Consider the following 14,889-nt stretch of genomic DNA (forward strand, 5'->3'; position numbering starts at 1 on the left):
GAGAGGGGCCGGGGGTGAGGGCCGTCCCTTTGGGAGAGGGGCCGGGGGTGAGGGCAGCGATTCAAACAAACTAGAGACGTCGCCACCGCCGCCCCGACTGGGCCAGCAAGTCTTCAGCGGCCTTGGGCCCCCAGGTGCCGGCCTCGTAGGTGAGCAGGGGCGGCGCGGCACTGCCGCCATTGCCTTCGGGCTGGGCTTCCCAGGCCGACAACACCGGCGTCACCACCCGCCAGGCGGCTTCCACCTCGTCGGCGCGGGTAAATAGGGTGGGATCCCCCAGCAGGCAGTCCAACAGCAGGCGCTCGTAGGCATCCGGGGTGCTCGACCCAAAGGCAGTTCCATAGCGAAAATCCATTTCCACCGAGCGGGTGCGGATCTCCGGCCCCGGCATCTTGGCCTCAAAGCGCAGGGAGATGCCCTCGTTGGGCTGGATGCGCAGCACCAGAATGTTGGGGCTCACCTCCCGGGCTGCCGAAGGAAAAAGAGAGAGCGGCACCTGCTTAAAGTAGATGGCCACCTCGGAGACCTTCTTGGCCAAGCGTTTGCCGGTGCGCAGGTAAAAGGGCACTCCCTGCCACCGCCAAGTGTCGCATTCCAATTTCAGGGCCACGTAAGTGGGGGTTTGCGAGTTGGGGTTGACATTGGGCTCTTGGCGATAGCCTGGCACCGGCTTGCCGGCAATCCAGCCGGGGCCGTACTGGGCTCGCACCGCTGCCGCGGCTACATTGCGCAGATCCGCCAGGCGGGTAGCCTGCAGCACCTTGGTCTTTTCGTTGCGTACCCCGTCGCCGCGTAATGAGACAGGTGGCTCCATAGCAGTGAGGCAGTAGATCTGCATCAGGTGGTTCTGCACCATGTCCCGCAGAGCACCGGCAGCGTCGTAGTAGCCAGCCCGATCCTCCACCCCCACCGTTTCCGCCACAGTAATCTGCACATGGTCGATGTAGTTGCGGTTCCAGAGGGGCTCAAAGATGGTGTTGGCAAAGCGGAAGACCAGCAGGTTTTGCACCGTCTCCTTGCCCAGGTAGTGGTCGATGCGGTAGACCTGCTCTTCCTGGCAAATCCGCTGCACGATGCGGTTCAGCTCCTGGGCCGAGGTGAGGTCGTGGCCAAAGGGCTTTTCAATCACCACCCGCGTTTTGGCCGGGTCAGCCAACATCCCGGCTGCCCCCAACTGTTGGATGGCCTGGGCGTAGAAGTCCGGCGCCACTGCCAGATAAAACACCCGGTTGCCGCGGGTGCCCCGCTCCTCATCCAGTTGGCCGAGGAATTGCTTGAGACGCAGGTAGCCCTCGGCATCGCCAAGATCAAGGCGACAGTAGAACAGGCGGCGGGCAAAGTCTTGCCAGAGGGCTTCTGGCCCCAGATCTTGGGGGGCAAATTCTTCCAGGGCCGCCCGCATCTTGTCCCGATAGATCTCGTGGCTCCAGTCGCGCCGGGCCACTCCCACCAAGGTAAACTCCGGCGGCAGCCGTCGCTGCACGAATAGCCGGTAGTAGGCCGGGATCAGCTTGCGGGCCGCCAGATCCCCGGAAGCGCCAAACTGTACCAGGATACAGGGATCCGGAACGCGCTCTTGGTTGAGGCCAACGCGCAGGGGGTTTTCAGCCAGGGTCACCATAGAGTCGGCTCGGCTTGCGTGGGCGGGGTCAGGGAAGAGGGGCTAGGAGGTCAGCGAAGGCAGCGCAACACTTCTTCCACATTCTCGCGGCTGCCGATAATCAAAGGCACCCGTTGGTGCAGGGATTGGGGCACGATGTCCAGGATAGCCTCGCTGCCGGTGGTGGCTACGCCCCCCGCCTGCTCAACTAAAAACGCCAGCGGGTTGGCCTCGTACATCAGCCGCAGCTTGCCCTCTGGTTTTTTCTGGGTGCCCGGATAGAGATACACCCCGCCCTGGAGAAGGATGCGGTGAAAATCCGCCACCAGAGCGCCGCTGTAGCGGGAGGTGTAGCCATCGTGGCGGTGGACGTAGCGGACATAGTTCTGGATCCCTTCGCTCCACTGGCAGAAGTAGCCCTCGTTAAGGCTGTAGACGGAGCCGCGTTCGGGAATGCGAATATCGCTCTTGGAGAGGATGAACTCGCCCAAGCTGGGATCCAGGGTAAAACTGTGTACCCCCTTGCCGACGGAATAGACCAGTTGGGTGCTGGGGCCGTAGAGGATGTAGCCGGCGGCCAGTTGGCGACGGCCCGGCTGCAGGAGATCTTGGTTGTCTGCTTCCGGACGATCCTCTAGAGGATGAAGGACAGAGAAAATCGAGCCGACGCTGAGGTTGGCGTCAATGTTGGAAGATCCATCCAAGGGATCGATCACCAGGGCCAAGCGGCTGAGGGAGCAGTTTTCCGGCAGGCGGGCCGGCGTTTTCATCTCTTCCGACACCAGCCGACACACCAGGCCCGTCTGCTCCAAGGCGCGGATGAAGGCCCGGTTGGCATAGTCGTCCATCTGTTGCTGTTCTTCCCCTTGGACATTGACGCTGCCGGTCACCCCCAGCGTCCCCTCGATCAGCCCTGCCTGGCTGAGGCGGCGGGCGATCATCTTGCCGGCCAGGGCGATGCGGTTCATCAGGGCGCTGAAGTCCTGGGCCTCGGCAGTAAAGCTGCCAAACTGCTGCAAGACATGGCGGGAGAGGGTGAGCACATCCCGCGCCATCTCCCGTTCGGCGCTGCTGGGCACGGCGGCTGGGGAGGGAGGAGAGCTGAGAATCATATGCGGCTTCACTGACACCTAAGAGGAAACGCCGGAACAAGAGATCCCTAGCTTCTGTATCTCGAACCGGCGGGCAAGGACTGCGTCCCACTGACGCGATTGGAATTTGGGATCCCCTTTACTAGGTAGGCTGGCCGATTCTCGGCGCAGGTGCCGAGAACTTACAGAGTTGCTTCAGATTTGGTCGGATCCCTCTTGCCAGGAGGGTTACGGTTGCCTTTGGGAAAAGCGGTAGGATGAGTTCTACCCATTCTTTTCCCTGCTCACTTTTCTCGGTTTCTTCTTGCCAATGATGGCCAACTCTCCTTTTCCGCTGCGCAGCCAAGTGGTCACCCAGGGGGTGCAGCGCTCCCCCAACCGCGCCATGCTCAGGGCGGTGGGCTTTCGCGATGAGGACTTCGGCAAGCCCATCGTCGGCATCGCCAACGCCCACAGCACCATTACCCCCTGCAACATCGGCATCCAAGCCCTGGCCGAGCGAGCCGAAGCCGCCCTGCGGGAGGCCGGCTGCATGCCTCAGATCTTCGGCACCATTACCATCAGCGACGGCATTTCCATGGGCACCGAGGGCATGAAGTACTCCCTCGTGTCGCGGGAGGTGATTGCCGATTCCATCGAGACGGTGGTCAACGGCCAGAGTATGGATGGTCTCTTGGCCATCGGTGGCTGCGACAAAAACATGCCGGGGGCGATGATTGCCATGGCCCGCCTCAACGTGCCTTCCATCTTTGTCTATGGTGGCACCATCAAGCCGGGGCATTACAATGGCCGTGACCTCACCATTGTCAGCGCCTTTGAAGCGGTAGGGGAGTACAGCGCCGGTCGCATCTCCGAGGAAGAGCTGCTGGCGGTGGAGCGCCACGCCTGCCCCGGTGCCGGATCCTGTGGCGGCATGTACACCGCCAACACCATGTCCAGCGCCTTTGAGGCCATGGGCATGAGCCTGCCCTATTCCTCTACCATGGCGGCAGAGGACGAAGAAAAAGCCGAAAGCGCTGCCCAATCGGCCAAGGTCTTGGCCGAGGCCATCAAGGCCAACATTCGGCCCCGTGACATCATCACTCGCCAGAGCATTGAGAACGCCATCTCCGTCATCATGGCCGTAGGGGGATCCACCAACGCCGTGCTCCACTTTTTGGCCATTGCCCACGCCGCGGAGGTGCCCCTGACGTTGGATGACTTTGAGACCATCCGCGCCCGCGTGCCCGTCCTTTGCGACCTTAAGCCTTCGGGCCGCTTTGTTGCCACCGATCTGCACCGGGCCGGCGGGATCCCGCAAGTAATGAAGATCCTGCTCAACCACGGCCTGCTGCACGGGGACTGCCTCACCATCTCTGGCCAGACGATTGCCGAAGTCCTGCGGGATGTGCCGGACGAGCCCAGCCCTGACCAAGAGGTCATCCGCCCCTGGCACAGCCCCCTCTACCCCCAAGGGCACCTGGCCATTCTCAAAGGCAACCTGGCCACAGAAGGGGCAGTGGCCAAGATTAGCGGCGTCAAGACTCCCAAGATCACGGGGCCGGCGCGGGTCTTTGACTCGGAGGAGTCCTGTCTGCAGGCTATCCTTGCTGGCCAAATTCGACCAGGGGACGTAGTGGTGATCCGCTACGAAGGCCCCAAGGGTGGCCCCGGCATGCGGGAGATGCTCTCGCCCACGTCCGCCATCATCGGCGCCGGCTTGGGAGATAGCGTGGGGCTGATTACCGATGGCCGCTTCTCTGGTGGTACCTACGGCATGGTGGTGGGCCATGTGGCTCCCGAAGCCTATGTGGGGGGCACGATTGCCCTGGTGGAAGAAGGAGATCTGATCACCATCGATGCGCCGGCTCGCCTGTTGCACCTGCATGTCAGCGAAGAGGAGCTGGCCCGCCGCCGCGCCCGCTGGTCTCCGCCTGAGCCCCGCTACAAACGGGGCACCCTGGCCAAGTACGCCAAGCTGGTCTCCAGCAGCAGCCTGGGGGCGGTGACCGATTTGAACTTGTGGGATTAGATCCCTCACCCCCAACCCCTCTCCCAGTGGGAGCCAGCCCTCACCCCCAACCCCTCTCCCAGTGGGAGAGGGGAGTTAGAGAACGTCTCGTATCTCGACCGGGTGACGTGCCACCTTCCACCGCCAGCGACCGAACGCGCCATGGGCATTGACGGCTTGCGTCCACTCGTCCAGATAGCGCTGCTTCACCCGTTCTAGTTCGGTGTTCTCCTGCCGCACCGCCTCGCAGACATGTTGCACAACTCGTAACATGTTGAGGGTGATGATCAAGCGGCAGCGCAGTTCATCCTGATAAAAAAGAGGTGGGGAGATCAAGATGCGGTCAGAGCGAATAAACTACCCCACCGCATAGGCGGGTGGGGTTTTAGCGCTACGCGCCGCTGATGCGAGTGGAGATGCAGTGGTTTACCCAAACTTGAAAGCGTCTCTCCCTGCCAGACAGCCGTTGCAACAGCTCCCGGCATCGACGCCGAGAACTGCGTGTGCCCTTACCGGCCTTGCGTTGCAGAACCGCTCTCAAGCGGGAGTAGTGGTCTCTTACCTGGTTCAACTGCTGTCCATTCCAGTTGTCCCCCTCTGTTCGCGCCAGCGGGCCGTAGGCCCTGGTCGCATCCAACTTTGTGGCTTGCGACGCAGATACCTTGAGCTTGCAAGAGATAGTCAGAACTTGGGTCATAGTAAGTATATTGGGCGCTATCCTTTCCCACCCGAGTGGGGTATCCCGCGCATTCAGATGAAACTCGAAAAAGCTGCGGCTGTTATTTTACGGTCATTTCAAATAGCAATGAGACGGTTCGTCACATTGTTGTTGCTACGTAACGCTGTTGCGAACGCGCTGCTCTAACTTCCCTCTCCCAGAGGGAGAGGGGTTAGGGGTGAGGGCTGGCTCCCTCTGAGAAAAGAGCCGGGGGTGAGGGCATTTCAAGCTTAAGACATGCACTGGGACAAAAACTCCCCAATCCGACCTATTGCTTCCTCCAGCCGGGATCCCTCCGCCACCAGGGCAAAGCGGACATAGCCTTCGCCACTGGGGCCAAAGCCAGAGCCCGGCGACAGGGCAACGCCGGTAGCCCTCACCAAGTCCAGACAAAACTGGGCTGAGGAACCACGGTAGGACTCCGGCAAAGGCGCCCACAGGTACATGGTGGCCTCCGGCAGGGGCACGGGCCAGCCGATGCGGTGCAAGGCTGCCACCGCGATATCCCGCCGCTGGCGGTACACCTGCCGCCAGTGATCCAAGAAGCTATCGGGAGCCGCCAAGGCCGCCGCTGCCCCCCGCAGAATGCCCTGGTAGGGGTGGAAGTCGATGGTGGACTTCACCAGGCGCAAAGCTCGGATCAGCTCGCGGCTGCCGATGGCATAGGCCACCCGGAACCCCCCCATGTGATAGGACTTAGAGAGGGAAAAGAACTCGATGGTGCGGGTCTTGTCTGGATCCGCCAGCAGCGCCGAGGGAGCCACCTGGCCGTCGAAACGCCAGTCCACATAGGGAAAGTCATGGGCCAGGAAGATATCGTGCTGCCGACAAAATTGCAGCGCTTCCTGCCAAAACTCTGGGGTGACAGTGGCGGTGGTGGGGTTGTGGGGATAGCTCAGCACCAACAGCCGCGCCCGACGACAGACCTCCACCGGGATCTCGTCCCACTGGGGCAGGAAGCGGTTTTTCGCCCGCAGGGGCAAATAGTAAGGGATCCCTCCCGCCAGATGGATCCCGCCCACGTGGGAGGGGTAGCCGGGGTCGGTGACCAAAGCAATATCCCCGGGATTGAGCAAGGCCAGCGGTAGAAGGGCCGTTCCCTGCTGGGATCCGATCAGCGGCAGCACCTCGGTTTCTGGGTCGATCCCCAGGCCGAACTTCCTCAGGTACCACTTGGCGCAGGCGGCGCGGAAATCGGCGGTGTCGTGGAACAGGGTGTAGCCGTAGGTGGCGGGATCCGACAAAGCGGATTGAATGGCTGCCAGCGCTTCCGGAGGCGGGGGCAGATCTGAGGAGCCCAAAGAAAGGTCGATGACATCCAAGCCCGACCGACGCGCCTCCCACTTGGCCTGGTCTAGCTGGTCGAAGACATTAGAGTGCAGCAGCTCCAGTCGTTGGGCAAAGGCAGTGGGCATGGGGCAGATCCAGGGTGGCTAGGGCGTCATCCAAACAGCGGGATCTCTTTAGGGATTGTTGGGATTGTTGCCGGCAGTGGAGGAGCTGGGGGCAGAGGGCCGTGTGGCCGCCGCCGGGCCGCGGTCAAAGATCTCGATGTGCCACTGGCCGCGACCGTTGCTTTCAAAGGCGATAAAGCGGCCATCGCCGCTGATGGTGGGGTTGCGCACATCCCCCGGCACCCGGCTGCTGATGTTTTCGACGCGGCGGGTTTGCCGGTCGTAGAGAAAGATCTCCGACTTGCCCAGCGCATTGGACATATAGACGATGTAGCGACCGTCGGCGCTGATGTCGGGCGAGGTGGCGGCCACATCGCTGGAATTCAGACCGGGCAAGTCCACCAGCCGCTGTTCCACCGTGTCGTAGAGAAAAATATCCTGGCTGCCGCTGCGGGCAGAGGAAAACACCAGGTAGCGACCATCGCCACTGAAAGCAGGCTCCCCATCGGGGAAAATGCTGTTGAGGCCGCTGCCGGCCAGGGTGGGGCGCGGCGTGCGCAAGCCTGCTGGGCTGCAGCCCAACAGCACCAGGCTCAATCCGGCCCAACACAATTTTTTTGCCCAGCAGGTCAGCCTGAACGGGATCCGGCCCTTGGTCAGCATTGCCTTGCCTCTCCGATTTTTTCCATCATACCTAGCCGGCAAACGGCTAGGGTTCTACCTTGACGCCCTTCCAGAAGGCCACGTAGCCGCGGATATTGGCTGCAGCTGGCTTGGGATCGGGGTAGTACCAGGCGGCGTCTTTGTTCTCCTGGCCGTTGACCACGAGGGTGTAGTAGCTGGCTTGCCCCTTCCAAGGGCAGGTGGTGTGGGTGGGGCTGGGCTGAAAGTATTCCCGCCGCAAAGATTCCGGCGGAAAATAGATGTTGCCTTCCACGGTTTCGTAGCGGTCGGTCTCCGCCACCACCACCCCGTTCCAGATGGCCCTGGGCATGAAAAACCTCCTGTCGCGAACTCTCGGTTCTCAACGTTAGTTTTAACGTTATTTTTGAAGTTGCAGATCTCGGCAAGGCCAACTGCCTTTCTTTGAGATTAGCTTTTCTGCCTGTCGTTGATCGTTGTCGTTGAGGGTTGACACCCGCTCCTGCTGGGCTATTCTCCACTGCTATTGAGCGCTACGGCCATGGCTCGCCGCAACACCCTAGAAGATGACCTCAACTACCAGCAAGCCAAGCGCAGCCTGCGCCAGTGGGTGGCCCAACTGGATCTGCACCCCCAAGAGATCGCGGGCCTAGAAGGGGAGTTAGAGGATCTGCAAACGCTGCTGGACAAGCTGGAGACTGAGGTGATCCACATCGCCGCCTTTGGCCTGGTGGGGCGGGGCAAGTCCTCCCTGCTCAATGCCCTGTTGGGCGAGCCGGTGTTCGAGACGGGGCCAACCCACGGCGTCACCCGTACCCATCGAGCTGCCGTTTGGAACATCAGTTGGGAAACCCGCCCCAAGGCCCCAGCCGCCCCGGCCCGGGGATCCCAACTTCCCCCGCCAGCCATTCAATCGGTACAGGTTACCCACTGGCAGGGATCCCGTCTGGAGCTGATCGACACCCCTGGCCTCGATGAGGTGGACGGCGAGGAGCGGGCGCGGCTGGCCCAAGAGGTGGCGCAGCGGTCGGATCTGATCCTGTTTGTCGTCTGTGGGGATCTGACGCGGGTGGAGTTTGAGGCCCTGGCGGCCCTGCGGGAGGCGGGCAAGCCCATGCTGCTGGTCTTCAACAAGATCGACCAGTACCCAGAGGCGGATCGCCAGGCCATTTACGACAAGATCCGCAACGAACGGGTACGGCAGCTCCTTTCCCCCAACGAAATTGTCATGGTGGCGGCCTCCCCGCGCGTGCCTCGCCTGGTGCAAAGGCCGGACGGGAGCTTCGGCGCCCAACTGGAAGTGGGATCCCCGCAGGTGGACGAGCTGCGCCTGAAAATCCTGGAAGTCCTGCATCGGGAGGGGCGCTCACTGCTGGCCTTGAATGCCCTCCTGTTTGCCGATCGCGTCAACCAACAGGTGATCGAGCGCAAGCTGCAAAGCCGCGCCCAGCAGGCCCAAGATCTCATCGCCGCCGCTGCCCGCACCAAAGCGCTGGCGGTTGCCCTCAACCCCATTACCCTGCTGGATACTCTGGGAGGGCTGGCTCTGGATGTCACCCTGATCCTGCGCCTGTCCCGCCTGTATGGCTGGCCCATGAGCAGCGCGGGAGCCGCCCAACTGCTGCAGAAGATCGTCCTCAGCATGCTCAGCCTGGGGGCAGGAGAATGGGTGGCGCTGTTGGGCCTGGGATCCCTGAAAACCTTGCTGGGGGGATCCCTGCCCTTTGCTGGGGGACTCTCTCTGGGGGCCTACGGTTCGGTGGCCCTGACCCAGGCGGTGTTGGCCGGGTTTTCCTGCTACGCCATCGGGGAGGCGGCCCGTCGCTACCTGGCCCAGGGAGCCAGTTGGGGGCCGGAGGGGCCCAAAGCCGCCATAGCCCAGATTTTGGCCGATTTGGACGAAGCCTCGATCACCGCCCGCCTGCGGGAGGAAATCCGCCACAAAATTGGATTCGCTCTCTCCTGACCCTCTACAACCCTCTACAATCAGAAGGCCGAGCCAATCGTTCCCATGACCTACTGCCTTGGCATCCTCACCCGTTTTGGCTTGGTGATGGCAGCAGATTCCCGCACCAACGCCGGGGTGGACTATGTCTCCACCTATCAGAAGCTGTTCGATTTTTCCTTGCCCGAAGAACGGGTAATCTTAATTTGCACCTCTGGCAACCTGTCTATTACCCAGAGCGTTTTAACGGAAGTGCAGCGGGATCTGCGACAGCAGGAAAGTGCGAATCTTCACACGTTTCCCCATCTCTACGACGTGGCCCGCTACCTGGGATCCAAAATTCGTTACATCCAAGAGCAAGACCGACCCTGGTTGGAAAAAGACGGCATCGACGCCCAGTGCAGCCTGTTGCTGGGAGGACAAATCCGCGGCGAGGAGCCGGCCCTTTTTTTGATCTACAGCCAGGGCAATTGCATTCAAGCCACCCCAGAAACGCCTTTTTTGCAAGTGGGGGAAACCAAATACGGCAAGCCCATCCTGGATCGCACCCTCTCCTACGAAACCTCGCTGCAGGATGCGGCCAAATGCGCTCTCCTCTCCATCGACTCCACCATGAAGTCCAACATCTCCGTCGGCCCCCCCATCGACCTGGTGATGGTGCCGGCCAATCAGTTCAAAGTTACCCACCGCCTGCGCCTGCGCACCGGGGATCCCTACCTGGCCAAGATGCGCAAGCTCTGGGAGAGCGCCCTCAAACAAGCCTTCGACCAAATGCCCCCCATCGAGTGGGACTACTCAGATTCAGCCGATCGAGAAGAAGAGCTGATCGACTGAGCGGGGGAGATTGGTAGGATAGGGTAGCTTTGCCCAGCCCTTGTCATGTCAGCCCACACCTTTCAGGACTTGATCTTTCGCCTGCAGCAGTTTTGGGGGGAACAAGGCTGCCTCATCCTGCAACCCTACGACCTGGAAAAAGGCGCCGGCACCATGAGCCCCCACACGTTTTTGCGCGCCCTGGGGCCAGATCCCTGGCGGGTGGCCTATGTCGAACCTTGTCGCCGCCCCACCGATGGGCGCTACGGCCAAAACCCCAACCGCCTGCAGCATTATTTTCAATACCAAGTGCTGATCAAACCCTCCCCCGACAACATCCAAGATGTGTACCTAGATAGCCTACAAGCTCTGGGCATCAACCCGGCAGAGCACGACATTCGCTTTGTGGAAGATGATTGGGAATCTCCCACCTTGGGGGCTTGGGGTGTGGGCTGGGAAGTGTGGCTGGACGGCATGGAAGTTACCCAGTTCACCTACTTTCAACAGGTGGGCGGGCAGGATTGTCGCCCGGTTTCTGTAGAAATTACCTATGGGCTAGAGCGCCTGGCCATGTACCTGCAGGGGGTAGATTCGGTTTTCGATCTCTGCTGGAATGAGCACCCTTCCCTGGGCCGGATTACCTATGGACAAATCTATTTCCAAAACGAGGTGGAGCAGTCCTACTACAACTTCGAGTATTCCGACCCTGAAATGCTGCTGGAATTGTTCCGCCTCTACGAAGCCGAGGCTAAGCGCTTGATCGAAACCACACACCAGAAGCTGCAGAAACAACTGTTGCCGGATCGGTTGGCTGTGTCTCTGCTCCTGCCCGCCTACGACTATGTGCTCAAGTGCTCCCACACCTTTAACCTGCTCGATGCCCGCGGCGTCATTGCCGTAGCCGAGCGCACCCTCTACATTGGGCGCATCCGCAACCTGGCCCGACAATTGGCGGAGCTATATGTCAGCCAAGCGGATCGACCCGGCTCCAGCTATGCCCTAGGGCAGACGGAACCCACCCTGATCTCCAAAGGCGCCTGGGCTAATAGCTAGGGAAAAAGATCCCTGTTTTCGCTATGATGAGAGATTGGTATCAGCAGGCGCTGGCCTGCCATAGCCACCCCTTACCTTAGGATAATCGACACTCTCGTTTTCACCCTCTTTTCCTGACCAGTCCACCCTATATTCCCGGAAAAATCTTTATGTTTCGCCATCCCGTCACGCGGGTTTCCATCTTTATCGATGGGAACAATATGTTTTATGCCCAACAAAAAAATGGCTGGTTTTTCGACCCGCGCCGAGTCTTGGATTATTTTGTTAGGTCACAGCCCAATGTCGAGCTAGTCAACGCATTTTGGTACACCGGCATCAAGGATCCCAACGATCAAAGGGCTTTTCGAGATGCTCTGATCAGCTTGGGCTTCACCGTACGCACCAAGATCCTCAAAGAATATCGAGACGAAGACTCCGGCCGCTACTCCCAGAAGGCCAACCTGGATATCGAGATCGTTATCGATATGTTCAACACCGTTGGGCAATACGACAGGATCGTTTTGTTTAGCGGCGATGGCGATTTTGAGCGGGCCGTCGAGCTGTTGCGCTCCAAAAACACTCTGATTACGGTCGTCTCCACCGAAGGGATGATCGCTCGCGAGCTGCGCAACGCCACCGACCGCTACATCGACCTCAACGACATTCGCCCCTACATCGAGAAGCTAGACAAGTAAGGCCGAGATTTTGGGCCGATCCCTCTGCTGTCGAGCCGGCCCCACAGCTCCCTGGCGGAGTTGCCACAACTCATCTGAGTTCCTTCTGGTTTCTCCACCTTGAGGGGAAGTCTGCTGAGTAAGATTGCTGCCACGCGAGCGACCCATCCGTTACGCCGACCATAGTCGGCGTTGCCGGGAAAAGCTGTCCCAGCCACTTTAAGTTGCTCTGGCAACCGTCAGAAGGGTTGTTATAGTCATTATCAAATAGCAATGAAACACTTCTCCACCTCGTTATTGCTACGCAATGCTGTCGCTCTAACTCCCCTCTCCCTCTGGGAGAGGGGCCGGGGGTGAGGGCCGGGAGAGGGGCCGGGGGTGAGGGCGGGTCGGCGGCAAAGTGTCTTCGTCTTGTTTGAAACGACTCTATCTTCCTCCTTGCCGGTTAACTTCTGGACAACCTTGGCCTGGGCAGAGGGCCAAAGAGGCTAGCATTGTAAAAAATCTTTGCCCTGACAGGTTCTTATGACCGACGTTCCCGTCTCCCGCATTCGCAACTTTTCCATCATCGCCCACATCGACCACGGCAAATCCACCCTGGCCGACCGGCTCTTGCAAGAAACCGGCACCGTTTCAGCTCGCGAGATGAAGCCGCAACTGTTGGACAACATGGAACTGGAGCGGGAACGGGGCATCACCATCAAGCTGCAGGCGGCCCGCATGAACTACCGCGCCCAAGACGGCCAGAACTATGTGCTCAACCTCATCGACACGCCGGGGCATGTGGACTTTACCTACGAAGTCTCCCGCTCCCTGGCAGCCTGCGAAGGGGCGCTGCTGGTGGTGGATGCCTCTCAAGGTGTGGAAGCGCAGACCCTGGCCAACGTCTATCTGGCCCTAGAGAACAACCTAGAGATCATCCCGGTGATCAACAAAATTGACCTGCCGGGGGCGGAGCCGGAGCGGGTGATCGCTGAGATCGAGCAGGTAATCGGCCTCGATTGCAGCGGAGCGATCTTGGCTTCTGCCAAAATGGGCATCGGCATCCAAGAGATCCTAGAGGCTATTGTACAGCGGGTGCCCCCGCCACGGGATACGGTGGCGGATCCCTTGCGGGCTTTGATTTTCGATAGCTACTACGACTCCTACCGCGGTGTGATCGTCTATGTGCGCATCATGGATGGGGAGGTGAAGACGGGAGACAAGATTTGCTTCATGGCCTCTGGCCGAGAATACGAGATTACCGAGCTGGGGGTGATGCGCCCCCATCAAGAGCCGGTCGAGGCCCTGCATGCGGGCGAGGTGGGCTACGTGGCCGCTGCCATCAAGAGCGTGGAACACGCCCGTGTTGGGGATACCATTACGCTTGTCCATCGCAAGGCCTCTGAACCTCTGCCCGGCTACAAAGAAGCCAAGCCGATGGTGTTTTGTGGCCTCTTCCCCAGCAGCTCCGATCAATACGCCGAACTCAAAGAAGCTCTGGAAAAACTCAAGCTCAACGATGCTGCTCTCTACTTTGAGCCGGAAGTTTCCCCTGCCATGGGCTTTGGCTTCCGCTGTGGTTTTCTGGGCCTGCTGCACATGGAGGTGGTTCAGGAGCGCCTAGAACGGGAGTACAACCTCGATTTGGTGATTACAGCTCCGACGGTGGTGTACCAAGTTACCCTCAACAACGGCTCTGTGATTCGGGTAGACAATCCCAGCAAGCTGCCTTCCCCCAACGAGCGCACCAGCATTGAGGAGCCGATTGTGAGGGTAGAGGTGATTCTTCCTGAGGAATTTGTCGGTACCGTGATGGAGCTGTGCGAGACCAAACGCGGCACCTTTAAGGACATGAAATATCTGGCGCAGGGTCGAACTACGCTTGTATATGAGCTACCGCTGGCAGAAGTGGTCACCGACTTTTTCGATCAATTGAAATCGCGCACCCGTGGCTACGCCAGCATGGACTACCAAATGGTGGGTTATCGTGCGGATGATCTGGTGCGCTTGGACATTTTGATTAACGGCGAGGTGGTGGATTCTTTATCCACTATTGTGCATCGGGACAAAGCTTTTTATGTAGGCCGTTCCCTGGTTGCCAAGTTGCGGGAGCTGATCCCCCGCCATCAATTTGAAGTGCCCATTCAGGCGGCGATCGGCTCCAAAGTGATTGCTCGTGAAACCATACCGGCCCTGCGCAAAAATGTCTTGGCCAAGTGCTACGGAGGAGATGTGACCCGCAAACGCAAGCTTTTGGAAAAGCAAAAAGAGGGGAAAAAACGCATGAAGGCAGTGGGAACGGTGGATGTGCCCCAAGAAGCATTTATGGCGGTGCTGAAGTTGCAAAATGACTAGGGTGAGCGGCGCTCAACTGCAGCGGGAGGAGGTGTTGGCCTGGCTACAGCGTCAGGTGCCGCCCCCTCGCCTTCGCCATATCTTGGGGGTAGAGGCAATGGCCCGGCAACTGGCGGCCCACTATGGGCTGGACGAGCAAAAAGCTGCTTGGGCAGGGTTGATGCACGACCTGGCCAAGTCCTTCCCGCCGGAGCAACTGTTGCAAAGGGTGGCTCAGGAACGGGAGCTGGACGAGATCGAGCGGGCCGAACCCCACATTCTCCACGCCGAGGTGGGATCCCTGCTGGCACGGGAGCAGTTTCAGGTACAGGATGCAGAGATTTTGGCGGCCATTGCCAACCACACCCTGGGGCGGCCCGGCATGGATCCGCTGAGTTGTGTGGTTTTTGTAGCCGATGCTCTGGAGCCGAATCGGGGCAGCAGCCCAGAATTGGAGCGGTTGCGGCAGATGGCTTTTGTAGATTTGTCTAAAACCGTGGTGGGAGTCTGTGACTTGAGCCTAAAATTTTTGCTAGATCGGAATCAGGTGATTCATCCGCGCACCCTCATGACTCGGAATCATTTTCTGTTGCATCCTTTAGATAGAAAGGATTTAGAGAAGGTTATGTTCCAAGGCAACTCAGTCGTTTCGGGAGGGTTTTAGTTGCTACAGC

13 protein-coding genes and 1 pseudogene are annotated in these 14,889 nt (G+C 59.8%); 7 read left to right on the top strand and 7 right to left on the bottom strand.

Annotated elements, in window-relative coordinates:
• Positions 1-70 precede the first annotated feature (70 nt).
• The gene (gene zwf / locus NW858_RS12080; protein ID WP_414520597.1) at positions 71-1,621 is read right to left on the bottom strand and encodes a glucose-6-phosphate dehydrogenase; all 1,551 of its coding nucleotides are present in this window, start codon (positions 1,619-1,621) and stop codon (positions 71-73) included.
• 50 nt (positions 1,622-1,671) lie between these two features.
• Positions 1,672-2,655: a class 1 fructose-bisphosphatase gene (gene fbp, locus NW858_RS12085; RefSeq protein WP_414335561.1), complete on the bottom strand. Its 984-nt coding sequence runs from the start codon at positions 2,653-2,655 to the stop codon at positions 1,672-1,674.
• Between the two features lie 349 nt (positions 2,656-3,004).
• Between fbp and ilvD the strand changes: the two genes are divergently transcribed.
• Positions 3,005-4,702 carry a dihydroxy-acid dehydratase gene (gene ilvD, locus NW858_RS12090; protein ID WP_414347678.1) on the top strand — a complete coding sequence of 566 codons (1,698 nt, stop codon included), beginning with the start codon at positions 3,005-3,007 and terminating at the stop codon, positions 4,700-4,702.
• A gap of 75 nt (positions 4,703-4,777) precedes the next feature.
• Here ilvD and NW858_RS12095 read toward each other — a convergent pair whose 3' ends face one another.
• From NW858_RS12095 to NW858_RS12115, 5 genes and pseudogenes are all read right to left on the bottom strand, one after another.
• Positions 4,778-5,017 (bottom strand): hypothetical protein, encoded by a 240-nt coding sequence (locus NW858_RS12095; protein ID WP_414347666.1) that lies wholly within the window; start codon positions 5,015-5,017, stop codon positions 4,778-4,780.
• Between the two features lie 67 nt (positions 5,018-5,084).
• Positions 5,085-5,282: pseudogene (locus NW858_RS12100) on the bottom strand (RNA-guided endonuclease TnpB family protein); the annotation flags it as partial.
• A 347-nt stretch (positions 5,283-5,629) separates the two neighbouring features.
• Positions 5,630-6,814 carry an LL-diaminopimelate aminotransferase gene (locus NW858_RS12105; protein WP_414335031.1) on the bottom strand — a complete coding sequence of 395 codons (1,185 nt, stop codon included), beginning with the start codon at positions 6,812-6,814 and terminating at the stop codon, positions 5,630-5,632.
• Between the two features lie 48 nt (positions 6,815-6,862).
• Positions 6,863-7,456: a TolB family protein gene (locus tag NW858_RS12110; RefSeq protein WP_414335032.1), complete on the bottom strand. Its 594-nt coding sequence runs from the start codon at positions 7,454-7,456 to the stop codon at positions 6,863-6,865.
• A 46-nt stretch (positions 7,457-7,502) separates the two neighbouring features.
• On the bottom strand, positions 7,503-7,787 hold the full coding sequence (locus NW858_RS12115) for a DUF427 domain-containing protein (RefSeq protein ID WP_414335033.1): 285 nt from the start codon (positions 7,785-7,787) through the stop codon (positions 7,503-7,505).
• Between the two features lie 189 nt (positions 7,788-7,976).
• On the opposite strand from NW858_RS12115, the gene NW858_RS12120 reads away from it, so the two are divergent.
• From NW858_RS12120 to yqeK, 6 genes are all read left to right on the top strand, one after another.
• Positions 7,977-9,401 carry a DUF697 domain-containing protein gene (locus tag NW858_RS12120; protein ID WP_414335034.1) on the top strand — a complete coding sequence of 475 codons (1,425 nt, stop codon included), beginning with the start codon at positions 7,977-7,979 and terminating at the stop codon, positions 9,399-9,401.
• A gap of 45 nt (positions 9,402-9,446) precedes the next feature.
• A complete protein-coding gene (locus tag NW858_RS12125; protein WP_414335035.1) occupies positions 9,447-10,214 on the top strand; it encodes a peptidase in 768 nt (255 codons plus the stop codon).
• Positions 10,215-10,259: 45 nt separating this feature from the next.
• The gene (gene glyQ / locus NW858_RS12130; RefSeq protein ID WP_414335036.1) at positions 10,260-11,246 is read left to right on the top strand and encodes a glycine--tRNA ligase subunit alpha; all 987 of its coding nucleotides are present in this window, start codon (positions 10,260-10,262) and stop codon (positions 11,244-11,246) included.
• Positions 11,247-11,395: 149 nt separating this feature from the next.
• Positions 11,396-11,920, top strand: coding sequence for an NYN domain-containing protein (locus NW858_RS12135; protein ID WP_414335037.1), 525 nt, complete (start codon positions 11,396-11,398; stop codon positions 11,918-11,920).
• A gap of 504 nt (positions 11,921-12,424) precedes the next feature.
• Positions 12,425-14,236 (top strand): translation elongation factor 4, encoded by a 1,812-nt coding sequence (lepA, locus tag NW858_RS12140; protein WP_414335038.1) that lies wholly within the window; start codon positions 12,425-12,427, stop codon positions 14,234-14,236.
• Positions 14,229-14,879 carry a bis(5'-nucleosyl)-tetraphosphatase (symmetrical) YqeK gene (gene yqeK / locus NW858_RS12145; RefSeq protein ID WP_414335039.1) on the top strand — a complete coding sequence of 217 codons (651 nt, stop codon included), beginning with the start codon at positions 14,229-14,231 and terminating at the stop codon, positions 14,877-14,879. The genes lepA and yqeK overlap by 8 nt, the downstream gene beginning before the upstream one ends.
• Positions 14,880-14,889: the final 10 nt, after the last annotated feature.

The organism is Synechococcus sp. H55.10 (genome assembly GCF_047502715.1).
GTDB lineage: Bacteria > Cyanobacteriota > Cyanobacteriia > Thermostichales > Thermostichaceae > Thermostichus.

Coding starts and splice junctions, on each gene's coding strand:
- zwf (WP_414520597.1), bottom strand. CDS start 1,621: ATGGTGACCCTGGCTGAAAACCCCCTGCGCGTTGGCCTCAACCAAGAG.
- fbp (WP_414335561.1), bottom strand. CDS start 2,655: ATGGCGCGGGATGTGCTCACCCTCTCCCGCCATGTCTTGCAGCAGTTT.
- ilvD (WP_414347678.1), top strand. CDS start 3,005: ATGGCCAACTCTCCTTTTCCGCTGCGCAGCCAAGTGGTCACCCAGGGG.
- NW858_RS12105 (WP_414335031.1), bottom strand. CDS start 6,814: ATGCCCACTGCCTTTGCCCAACGACTGGAGCTGCTGCACTCTAATGTC.
- NW858_RS12110 (WP_414335032.1), bottom strand. CDS start 7,456: ATGCTGACCAAGGGCCGGATCCCGTTCAGGCTGACCTGCTGGGCAAAA.
- NW858_RS12115 (WP_414335033.1), bottom strand. CDS start 7,787: ATGCCCAGGGCCATCTGGAACGGGGTGGTGGTGGCGGAGACCGACCGC.
- NW858_RS12120 (WP_414335034.1), top strand. CDS start 7,977: ATGGCTCGCCGCAACACCCTAGAAGATGACCTCAACTACCAGCAAGCC.
- NW858_RS12125 (WP_414335035.1), top strand. CDS start 9,447: ATGACCTACTGCCTTGGCATCCTCACCCGTTTTGGCTTGGTGATGGCA.
- glyQ (WP_414335036.1), top strand. CDS start 10,260: ATGTCAGCCCACACCTTTCAGGACTTGATCTTTCGCCTGCAGCAGTTT.
- NW858_RS12135 (WP_414335037.1), top strand. CDS start 11,396: ATGTTTCGCCATCCCGTCACGCGGGTTTCCATCTTTATCGATGGGAAC.
- lepA (WP_414335038.1), top strand. CDS start 12,425: ATGACCGACGTTCCCGTCTCCCGCATTCGCAACTTTTCCATCATCGCC.
- yqeK (WP_414335039.1), top strand. CDS start 14,229: ATGACTAGGGTGAGCGGCGCTCAACTGCAGCGGGAGGAGGTGTTGGCC.